This is a genomic window from Actinokineospora sp., from assembly GCF_050699995.1.
Lineage (GTDB): Bacteria > Actinomycetota > Actinomycetes > Mycobacteriales > Pseudonocardiaceae > Actinokineospora.
On sequence record NZ_JBOHGC010000027.1, the window covers coordinates 17479 to 27397 of the forward strand.

Sequence of the window (9919 nt, forward strand, 5' to 3'; positions counted from 1 at the left end):
CGCTTCGGGTCGGGTGCGTCCTGAAGGAGACGAGAATGCGCAGCAGCAGGGGGCCGCTTGTCTGAGTTGATCGCCAGTCCGATCCTGAACGGGCCGTACGAGCCGCCCGCGCGGCATTTCGAGGTGGGTCCGCACGGCCCGACCGGGGAGGTGAAGGTCGGACGCAGGCCCAGCGAGTCGTTCATCCCGATCGCGTCGGCCAGGAAGGGCCGCAAACCCCCGCAGGGCGCGACCCAGGAATCGATCGACTTCGACCTCACCGGCGAACGGCGCGAGCGGAATTCGCTCATCAACGATCTGCGGCGAGATGTCGATCTCTGGCGACAGCGCGGCTACAACGGGGTCACGCCGACGAGCCGCAAGCTGCTCGACCACTGGGCGGACCCCAGTCGCGAGGACCGGATGCTGTTCTGTCAGCGGGAGGCCGCCGAGACCGCGATCTTCCTGGCCGAGGTGGCGGGCAGGCACGGCTACCGGGACTGGCGCCGCGAGATCGATGACCAGAACGCCTCGCACAACTCGGGGCTGCCCCGCGTCGCTTTGAAGATGGCGACCGGATCGGGCAAGACCGTGGTCATGGCCATGCTCATCGCCTGGCAGACCCTGAACAAGGTGCAGACCCCGAAAGACGCCCGGTTCTCGAAGCGGTTCCTCGTGATCACCCCGGGCATCACAATCCGTGACCGCCTGCGTGTGCTGTTCCCCGGTGATGGGGGCAACTACTACGACGCGCGTGACTTGATCCCGCCGGACCTCAAGGGCCCGCTGCATCAGGCGCAGATCATCGTCACGAACTACCACTCGTTCCTGCTCAAGGACGCCAAGGAGATCAAGGGCGTCTCGTCGACCACCCGCAAGCTCCTGCGCGGCGGCAAGAAGGTCGACAACTTCCGGGAGACACCGGACGCGATGGCCGCTCGCGTGCTGCGGGACTTCGGTGCGGGCAAGGGCGAGGTCGTCGTGTTCAACGACGAGGCCCACCACTGCTATCAGGACAAACCCATCGAGGGGTTGAGCAAGGAACAGAAAGACGCCAACGAAGACGCGCGGGTCTGGTTCAAGGGCGTGCAGGCGGTGGCAAGGAAGGTTGGCGTCAAAGCTGTCTACGACCTGTCTGCCACGCCGTTCTACCTGGGCGGGTCCGGCTACAACGAGGGCTACATCTTCCCGTGGACGGTCAGCGACTTCTCGCTGATGGACGCCATCGAATCGGGGATCGTGAAGATCCCGCGCACCCCCATCGACGACGACGCCGCCGGCGAACTCGTCACCTACCTGAACCTGTGGGCGCACGTCGGCGAGCACCTGCCCAAGCGCCGGACCGCGGCGACCGCGAACCTCGAAGGCTGGATTCCGCCGCCGGAGTTGGAAGGCGCGCTGAACAGCCTGTACCGCAGTTATCAGCGCGCGTTCGAGCCCTGGGAGAAGGACCTGCGGGAGCACGGTGAGACGCCACCGGTGTTCATAGTGGTGTGTCCGAACACGGTGGTGTCGAAGCTGGTTTACGACTGGATCGCGGGCGTCGCGGTCACGCGGGACGACGGGACCGTGATCCACAAGCCAGGCAAGCTGGCATTGTTCGACAACTCAGAAGACGGCACGCCGCTGGCCAGGCCACGCACGATCCTGGTGGACTCCGCCGAACTGGAATCCGGCAACGCCCTCAAGCCCGACTTCAAGAAGGACGCGGCGGGCGAGATCGCGGCATTCAAGGCCGAGTACCGTCGGCGCGATCCCGGCGCGGATGTCGACAAGCTGACCGACGAGGACCTGCTGCGCGAGGTGATGAACACCGTCGGCAAGAAGGGCAAGCTCGGCGAGGACGTCCGGTGTGTCGTCAGCGTCGCGATGCTCACCGAAGGCTGGGACGCCAACACGGTCACCCACATCCTGGGCATCCGGGCGTTCCGCAGCCAACTGCTGTGCGAGCAGGTGGTGGGCCGCGGACTACGGCGCCGGTCGTACGCGATCAACGATGACGGCCGGTTCGACCCGGAGTACTCGAACGTCTACGGCATCCCGTTCGCGTTCATCCCGTCCGATCGGCCGACGCCGGACCTGACGCCCAAGGCTCCCGCGATCACCGTGTGTTCGGTCGAGGACCGAGAAGGTCTGCGGATCGAGTTCCCGAAACTCGACGGGTACCGGTTGGAGATCCCCGACGAAGAACTGATCTTCGACACCTCCGCGGTCCGCCGGTTCCAGATCGAGCCGGGAGCCGTGCCGACCTGGACGGAGTCCGCCGGGATCGTCGGCGAATCGGAGATGAGCACCGATCGCGACCTCGGCGCGGTGCGGGATCAGGAAGTCGCGTTCGCCCTGGCCCGCAGGCTGCTCACCGCGCATTTCAACATCGACCGTGAGAACCCGAGGCCGTGGCTGTTCCCGGCGCTGATCAAGATCTGCCGCCAGTGGCTCGCCGAGTGCGTCGACACATCGGGCGGGTTCACCACCGGCAACCTGTTGGGCTTCGCTCAGTGGCAGGCGCACGCCGCCGAACAGATCCACGCGGCCATCACGGTGCAGCAGGGGGCGCGGCGGGAGCGGCTGCGGCCGATGCTGCGCCGGTTCGACCCGGTCGGATCGACCGATGGTGTCTGGTTCCTGACCCGCAAGGCGGTGACCGCTACGGAGAAGTCCCACGTCAGCCATGTCACGCTCGACGGCAAGGACGGCAACACCTGGGAGCAGATCCTCGCCCTGGAGTGCGAGCTGAACGCGGATGTGGCCGCGTACGTCAAGAACGACCATCTCGGCTTCACCATCCCGTACGTCCACAAGGGACGGTCGCATGCCTACCTGCCCGACTTCTTGTTGCGGTTGCGCAGGCTCCCCGATGAGGAGTTCGACCGGACGTTGATCGTGGAGGTGTCGGGCGGGCAGAAGAGCCCAGGTTCGACTCAGGTGAAGGCGGACACGGCGCGGCACAGTTGGTGCGCGGCGGTGAACAACCACGGCGGTTTCGGCCGATGGGGCTATGTCGAGATCAGGTCGATGGTCGGCGTGCGGGAGCTGCTGGCCGAGTCGATCTCGAACCTGTACGCCGACGATGCGGTGATCGGCGACCCGAGTCTGTTGGACTTCAACGAGGTGAAGCGTGGCGCGTAAGAGCACCCCGAAAGGCCCGACCCCGGTCGAGGCGATCAAACACGGGGATAAGCGGCTCAACATCCCCACGGCCGACGCGCACGAGTTCGTGGGCCCGGAGGTCGAGGCGGTCCAACAGGTTCGACTCCAGCGGGACAAGGCACTGGACCCACAGCTGGTGTGGCGCGGCAAGGACCAACAGGACGAGTCGGATCTGGTGGTGGACGCGCCGCCGATCTACATCCAGGAGAAGATCGACCCTCGGGTGATCATCGAGAACCTGCGCAACACCGCCGGGGACGATGAGGCCGAGCCGGAGTTCACCCTGTTCGACAGCTTCGACGGCCTCGGCGAGCTTGACCTCGTGGACTTCTACAAGCACGGCGCCGCCTGGTCGAACCGGATGATCCTCGGGGACTCCCAGCAGGTGATGGCCTCGCTCGCGGAGCGGGAACTGTTGCGGGGCAAGGTCCAGATGATCTACCTGGACCCGCCGTACGGCATCAAGTTCGGGTCGAACTGGCAGGCGTCGGCGCGCAAGCGCGATGTGAAGGACGGCAAGCTGGAGGACGTGGCCCGCGAGGCCGAGCAGATCAAGGCCTTCCGTGACACGTGGGAACTGGGAATCCACTCGTACTTGTCGTACCTGCGCGACAGGCTGATGGTGGCGCGGGAGCTTCTCACCGAAAGCGGCAGTGTCTTCGTCCAAATCGGCGACGCTAACCTCCATCTGGTACGCAGCCTGCTGGACGAGGTTTTCGGTTCCGAGAACTTCGCCGCACAAATTTCGTATCGAACAACCACTGGCGCAACCGGCGACCTGCTCGCGGGAACTGTCGACTACGTTCTCTGGTACGCCAAGAGTCGCGATCGCGTTAAGTATCGCCAACTGTTCCGAAGGAAAGAAGTCGGCGGTGATGGCTCGGGCGCATATGTGCAGATCGATACCCCCGACGGGCGGCGGCGCATGACCCAGGCGGAGCGCAGTGACCCTTCCCTGCTACCCGAGGAGGTACGGGTCTTTCGACTGGACAACCTCACAAGTCAGAGTGCAGGCCGCACAAAAGGTGAGGGAGCTGCATCATGGTTCGCCGTGGACCTCGAAGGTGGCGTCTATCGACCCACATCACAGAGCCGATGGAAGACCAATCAAGCTGGAATGGCCCGACTCAAACTGGCCCATCGACTCGGTGTCGCAGGGAAGACGCTCTCATACGTTCGATATATCGACGACTTCCCTGCTTTCCCTTTGAACAATTTCTGGGACGACACGAGTGTTGCCGGATTCGGCGATCCGAAGATGTATGTGGTGCAGACCAATACCAAGGTGATCGAGCGGTGCATGTTGATGTGCACCGATCCTGGTGATCTGGTGCTTGATCCGACCTGTGGGTCTGGGACCACTGCCTTTGTGGCGGAGCAGTGGGGGCGGCGGTGGATCACGATCGACACGTCCAGGGTCGCGCTGGCCCTAGCGCGGCAGCGTTTGATGGGGGCGAAGTTCCCCTATTACCTGATGTCAGACTCCGTCGACGGCCGCGCGCAGGAGCAGAAGATCACCGGGAGGGCGCTGCCGCCCGCCGAGGTCACCAATGACATCCGGCACGGCTTCGTCTACGAGCGCGTCCAGCACATCACCTTGAAGTCGATCGCCAACAACCCCGACATCAAGGAAGGCATGTCGCGCGCGGAGATCGACGCAGCCATCAAGCGGCACGCCGAGTTCGAGGAACTGCGCGACAAGCCGTACGAGGACAACAAGAAGGTCCGCGTGGCGGGGCCGTTCACGGTCGAAAGCCTGTCCCCGCACCGATCTCTCGCGTTCGCGGGGACGGTGGACGACGCCAACCGCGAATCGGTCGGTGAAACCAACGCGGCACTGGACACCGACGCGCCGAACTTCGAGCAGACGATCTTGGAGAACTTGGCGAAGGCGGGCATCCAGAACGGGCGGCGCAGCGAGCGGATCACACTGTCCTCTCTGGACTCCTACGCGGGCATCCGCGTGCAGGCGGTCGGCGAGCAGCGCACCAATGGCGACGACACCTCCTCGCGGGTCGGGATCTCGATCGGGCCGCAGTACGGCACCGTCAGCCCGGGCTTCATCAAGGAAGCCGCGCGGGAAGCGATCCGGGCCGGGGACATCGACCTGTTGTGCGTGCTCGGGTTCGCGTTCGACCCGCAGGCGATCGGCGTCACCGAGGACGACGGTGTCACCGTGGAGGCCGCCGACGCGGGTTTCGCGAACGTCGCCGGGGAGCGCAGGCTCGGCCGGATCAAGGTGCTGCTGGTCCGGATGAACGCCGACCTGCTCATGGGTGAGGAGCTCAAGAAGACGGGTGCGGGCAACCTGTTCACCGTCTTCGGCGAGCCCGACATCGAGATCGGTGAGACCGACGACGGCCAGGTCGTGGTCGACCTGCGGGGCGTGGACGTCTACGACCCGACGACCGACGAGGTGCGCAGCGGCGACACCAGCCAGATCGCGCTGTGGATGATCGACACCAACTACAACGACGACTCGTTCTTCGTGCGGCACTGCTACTTCACCGGCGGCAACGACCCGTTCGCCCGGTTGAAGAAGGCGCTCAAGGCCGACATCGACGCCGACGCCTGGGCTTCGCTGAACCGCACGACCTCACGGCCGTTCGACAAGCCGGAGACCGGGAAGATCGCGGTCAAAGTGATCAACGACTATGGTGACGAAGTGATGAAGGTGTTCGACGTCTGAGGCATCAGAATCTCTTTCACCGCAAGGTATTTGCTGATGTTGACACCATCGTGTGACACGGGTCGTCGAGGCCGGAAACCGGGCCCGGATTGTCGGTGGTCACCGGGAGACTCGGTGGCATGGCGGAGCTGGAGATCCATCACAACGACCCGGACAGGTTCTGGGCCTCGCGTGGACCCGCGCTGACCGCTGAGCTCGTGACCGCCGTCGCCGAGGCGCGCGCGGCGATGGCGAGGGTGCTCGATGTGGTGGGCGAGTTGGACCGCGACGACATCCACCGCCTCGCCGGATACGGATCCCTGCCCAAGCTCCTCACCGCCCTCGTCCGAGTCCACCCCCGCGAGGCCCGCCGCTGGGTCGAACGAGCCGAACAACTGGGCGAGACGATCACCCCGACCGGGCACCACCGGCCCGCCGCCCTGCCCGCCACCCGGGCCGCCATGCGCGACGCGGTGGTCGACGGGGAACACATCGACATCATCGCCACGACCATGGGTGGCCTCCCCGCCTGGGTGGACGAGTCGGCCCGCGAAGGATTCGAAGCCGCCCTCGCCGAGCAGGCACGGACCACCAACCCCGCCGAACTGCGGGTCAGCGCGCAGCGGATGCTCGCCGTGCTCGACCAGGACGGACCCGAACCATCCGATGACCCACCACGGGCCCGGAACTTCCTGGCCTGGCGACGACACCACGACGGCACGGTGCACGGGCGGTTCGAACTCACCCCCACCGACGGCGCCACCCTCGAAACCCTGATCACCGCCCTATCCACACCCCGCGAACACGACCAGCGGGATCAGGCCGAACGCCACGGTGACGCCCTCGCCGAACTCTGCCACCTCGCCCAGGCCGCCCCCGACCTGCCCACCGAGGCCGGGGAACGCCCGCACCTGCACCTCACCGCCACCATCGAGACCCTCCGCGACGGAGTCGGCCGGGCCACCCTCGACACCGGGGCCACCCTCACGGCCGCCGAACTACGTGTCGCCGCCTGTGACAGCGCGGTCATCCCGTACGTCATGGGCGGCGCGACCCGACCACTGGATGTGGGCCGGATGCGCTACACCATCCCCACCCACCTCCGCCGGGCCCTCATCCTGCGCGACCAAGGATGCGCGTTCCCCAGGTGTGACCGGCGGCCCCGCTCCTGCCACGGCCACCACGTGCGAATGTGGGCCCACGGCGGGCCCACCGCACTCGACAACCTGGTTCTCTTGTGCGGGCAACACCACCGCCTGATCCACAACTCCGACTGGGCCGTCAAGATCGTCGACGGGCTGCCCGAGTTCACCCCACCCGCTTATCTCGACCCGTACCGAAGACCACTCCCCGCAACACCACGACACTCGGCGGCCTGAACAGCCACCGAGTCACCGACGCGTGGCATCCAGGAACGCTGCGACGGACGCGGCCGGGAAGGCGAGCACCGGGCCGGTCGCGTTCTTGGAGTCGCGCACACCGGTCACCATCGGCAGCGCCGCCAGTTCAACGCAGTTGCCGTTGTTCCCCGTGCTGCGGCTGGACTTGCGCCACTGGGCGCGGGAGAAGTCGTGTCCGGTGGTCATCCCGCACCCCTTCCGTAGGGCCTACATCTGCTTGGCCAGTTTGCCGATCAACGCCTGGGACTTCGTTTCGTCGAGCGCCAACTCGGCGATCTGGCTGAACACCAGCCTATACCGGGCGATGTCGATCGGGCGTTCTGGATAGAGGCCACCTGGCTCGATCTCGACATAGACGGTGGACAGCTCCTCGTCCTGGAACTGGAGGACCGAGAACGCGCCGTTCATGGCCGGATGGGCGCCGGCCGTGAACGGCAGCACCTGCACCCGGACATGGTCGAGCTTGGCGCGGTTGGCCAGGTGCTTCAACTGGTGTCTCATCACCTCGGACGACCCGACGACTCGGTGCAGTACCGCCTCGTTGATCACGGCGTGAAACTGCGGCGCGTCCTCGCCGACGAGATGCTGCTGCCGATCTCGACGCATTGCAGCCGAGCGTTGGGCATCCTCCTCTGCAATGCCGGGCCAGAACGCGCGGCGAACAGCGGCCGTGTAGTCCTCGGTCTGCAACAGGCCAGGGATGGCCTCGCATTCGTAGGTGAGGATCTGGTCGGCGTCGGACTCCATGCCGATGTAGGTGCGGAACCAGTCGGGGACGGTGTCGCCGTAGGAGGACCACCAGTCCTTCTGGTTGGCTTGCACGCCCCGGTTCAGCAGCTCGTCGTGTAGCTCGCCTTCGACGCCGTACAGGTGCAGCAGCGCCCGCAGGTTGCCCAGGCCGATGTTCTGCCTACCCAGCTCGATCTTCGACATGGTCGGGTTGCCGACGCCGACGTACCGGGCCGCCTCCGCCATCGCGACATCGGCCTTCTCACGCAGCGCTCGCAACTCCTTGCCAAGCAGCCTTCTGAGGATCACCGGTCCCGGTCCGCGTTCGCTCATGCCTTGATCCTCACGCATTGCCGCCCGCCATCACCAGAGGAATCACCCGATCGTGCAATACAAGTGGGGAAATTTCCTGGGTTTAATGTCGTCATGACCAATGACATGGGAGTACAGCGGGAGTGGCTGGTCCGTTGCGAGTGGGAGTGCGACGAACTGGCCGTCTGCTCCGTGGAGGCGATGGGCGACCAGGTCGGCGTGAGCACGCCGGACCACGACTTGCTCGTCCTCACCACAACGCGCGCCAAGGAGTTCGCGGCGGCGCTCGACGCGGCGATCACACAGGCCGAAGCCGACCGTGGGTGACCACCGGAGCGCGACGAACCAGCGCGGGGCCGTGGTGCTGGCGGCAGAGTTCGGGTGGACGGACGGGGTTCCACGGTTCTCGTGCCGGTGGATGGTGAAAGCGTCCACCCCTGAGCTCGCCCTCTGCACAACGATCTTCGACCTGCTGCCCAACGGCCGCAGTCTGGCCGTCTACCCGGGCGCGACCAGCACCTACGCCCTGCGTCTCGACCGCGCGGCCATCGACATGCTCGCCGACACCCTCGCCTGCCGCGCCGCCTGCGCGGTGCCCGCCCTACACCCCGTCCACGGCCGACGCCTGCTCGCCCTGCGGCCGTTCACCATGCCACACGAGCCCTCCTGGACCGACCGCCCGGCCAACGCGCCGCCTTATCTCGGCCCAATGGAACTGTCACTCGACCTGCCCGGCGGCAACGGGACTCGCGTCCTATTCCGCCGCGAACACCTCCTCGCCCTCACCGACACCCTCGCCGAAATCCAGCAATCCCTCACCCGGAATGGACTCTGCGCCGACCGAGTGACCGGTCACCCATCTCGCTGAACCCACCACGAACCGTCACCCACCTCCGATATCCTCCCGATCGAGAGAACAGCCGAGGGGAATGGGGACAAAGTCATGCCGTACCTGCGCGACGGCGGCGGAGGATCCGCCGACACCACCGGAGCCATCGGCTCCGGCCTAGGCATGACCACCATGGTCGTCCAACCCGACCGAATCCTCACCCTCCGCAACGACCTCACCACCATCCGCGACGAGGTTCGTGAGTTCCTCATTGCTGAGGGGATTGGCATGAGGGTTCAGCCACCAGGTGCCGACCCCGTCAGCAGGGATGGGCCGAGGCTTTCACCCAGAACGCGGACTCGGCAATCGAGGCTGCCTTCGGCTACGTCGACGAGTTGACCAGGGTGATCGACTCCTTGGACGAGACCGCCAGGGCCTACGGTCTCGTCGAAGACACCAACTACGACACGTTCCGGCGAGCAGGCCAGTGAACCATCGCACTGCCAAAGCCGCCACGGCCATGACCTGCGCTCTATCCCTGCTCGCGGCATGCGGCGAGACCACGGCAGGAACCCCGACGTCGGCGAACGGCGACACCACTACAACAGCGACCAAATCCTCATCGCCCAAGCCGTCGTCGGAGCGGCCCCGCGACATCACACTCGACGGCAAAGACCCGTGCGGCTTGACACCACAATCGGACTGGGCAAAGTTCGAGCTTGATAAGCCTGGCAAATCGAAGGAGAACCAGACCTTCAACGTCCCCGAGTGCTTCTACAGCAGCAGCATGGGGGGCTTCAGCATCCTGCTGAACACGACCGAAGGCATCGAGGCTTGGGACGAGTCCCACCG

At 65.7% G+C, this 9919-nt stretch carries 8 protein-coding genes; 6 read left to right on the top strand and 2 right to left on the bottom strand.

From position 1 onward, the window contains the following. The first annotated feature begins 57 nt into the window (after window positions 1–57). The 3 genes from ACRDSQ_RS01985 (at window position 58) to ACRDSQ_RS01995 (ending at window position 7176) form a co-directional block, all read left to right on the top strand. Complete coding sequence (locus ACRDSQ_RS01985) at window positions 58–3108, top strand: BPTD_3080 family restriction endonuclease (RefSeq protein WP_431418222.1); 3051 nt, start codon at window positions 58–60, stop codon at window positions 3106–3108. Continuing rightward, the gene (locus tag ACRDSQ_RS01990) at window positions 3098–5818 is read left to right on the top strand and encodes a site-specific DNA-methyltransferase (RefSeq protein ID WP_431418224.1); all 2721 of its coding nucleotides are present in this window, start codon (window positions 3098–3100) and stop codon (window positions 5816–5818) included. The genes ACRDSQ_RS01985 and ACRDSQ_RS01990 overlap by 11 nt, the downstream gene beginning before the upstream one ends. 119 nt (window positions 5819–5937) lie before the next feature. Beyond that, on the top strand, window positions 5938–7176 hold the full coding sequence (locus ACRDSQ_RS01995) for a DUF222 domain-containing protein (RefSeq protein WP_431418226.1): 1239 nt from the start codon (window positions 5938–5940) through the stop codon (window positions 7174–7176). A gap of 12 nt (window positions 7177–7188) precedes the next feature. Here ACRDSQ_RS01995 and ACRDSQ_RS02000 read toward each other — a convergent pair whose 3' ends face one another. Both ACRDSQ_RS02000 and ACRDSQ_RS02005 read right to left on the bottom strand, forming a co-directional pair. Continuing rightward, window positions 7189–7383 carry a DUF397 domain-containing protein gene (locus ACRDSQ_RS02000; RefSeq protein WP_431418227.1) on the bottom strand — a complete coding sequence of 65 codons (195 nt, stop codon included), beginning with the start codon at window positions 7381–7383 and terminating at the stop codon, window positions 7189–7191. Window positions 7384–7404: 21 nt separating this feature from the next. Next, on the bottom strand, window positions 7405–8259 hold the full coding sequence (locus ACRDSQ_RS02005) for a helix-turn-helix domain-containing protein (protein ID WP_431418229.1): 855 nt from the start codon (window positions 8257–8259) through the stop codon (window positions 7405–7407). 93 nt (window positions 8260–8352) lie between these two features. Between ACRDSQ_RS02005 and ACRDSQ_RS02010 the strand changes: the two genes are divergently transcribed. From ACRDSQ_RS02010 to ACRDSQ_RS02020, 3 genes are all read left to right on the top strand, one after another. Beyond that, on the top strand, window positions 8353–8565 hold the full coding sequence (locus ACRDSQ_RS02010) for a hypothetical protein (protein WP_431418231.1): 213 nt from the start codon (window positions 8353–8355) through the stop codon (window positions 8563–8565). A gap of 91 nt (window positions 8566–8656) precedes the next feature. Next, on the top strand, window positions 8657–9106 hold the full coding sequence (locus tag ACRDSQ_RS02015) for a hypothetical protein (protein WP_431418233.1): 450 nt from the start codon (window positions 8657–8659) through the stop codon (window positions 9104–9106). Window positions 9107–9554: 448 nt separating this feature from the next. Next, window positions 9555–9919 (top strand): DUF3558 family protein (locus ACRDSQ_RS02020; protein WP_431418235.1); only part of this gene is annotated, 365 nt, incomplete at its 3' end.

Coding starts and splice junctions, on each gene's coding strand:
- ACRDSQ_RS02010 (WP_431418231.1), top strand. CDS start 8,353: ATGACCAATGACATGGGAGTACAGCGGGAGTGGCTGGTCCGTTGCGAG.
- ACRDSQ_RS01995 (WP_431418226.1), top strand. CDS start 5,938: ATGGCGGAGCTGGAGATCCATCACAACGACCCGGACAGGTTCTGGGCC.
- ACRDSQ_RS02000 (WP_431418227.1), bottom strand. CDS start 7,383: ATGACCACCGGACACGACTTCTCCCGCGCCCAGTGGCGCAAGTCCAGC.
- ACRDSQ_RS02005 (WP_431418229.1), bottom strand. CDS start 8,259: ATGAGCGAACGCGGACCGGGACCGGTGATCCTCAGAAGGCTGCTTGGC.
- ACRDSQ_RS02015 (WP_431418233.1), top strand. CDS start 8,657: ATGGTGAAAGCGTCCACCCCTGAGCTCGCCCTCTGCACAACGATCTTC.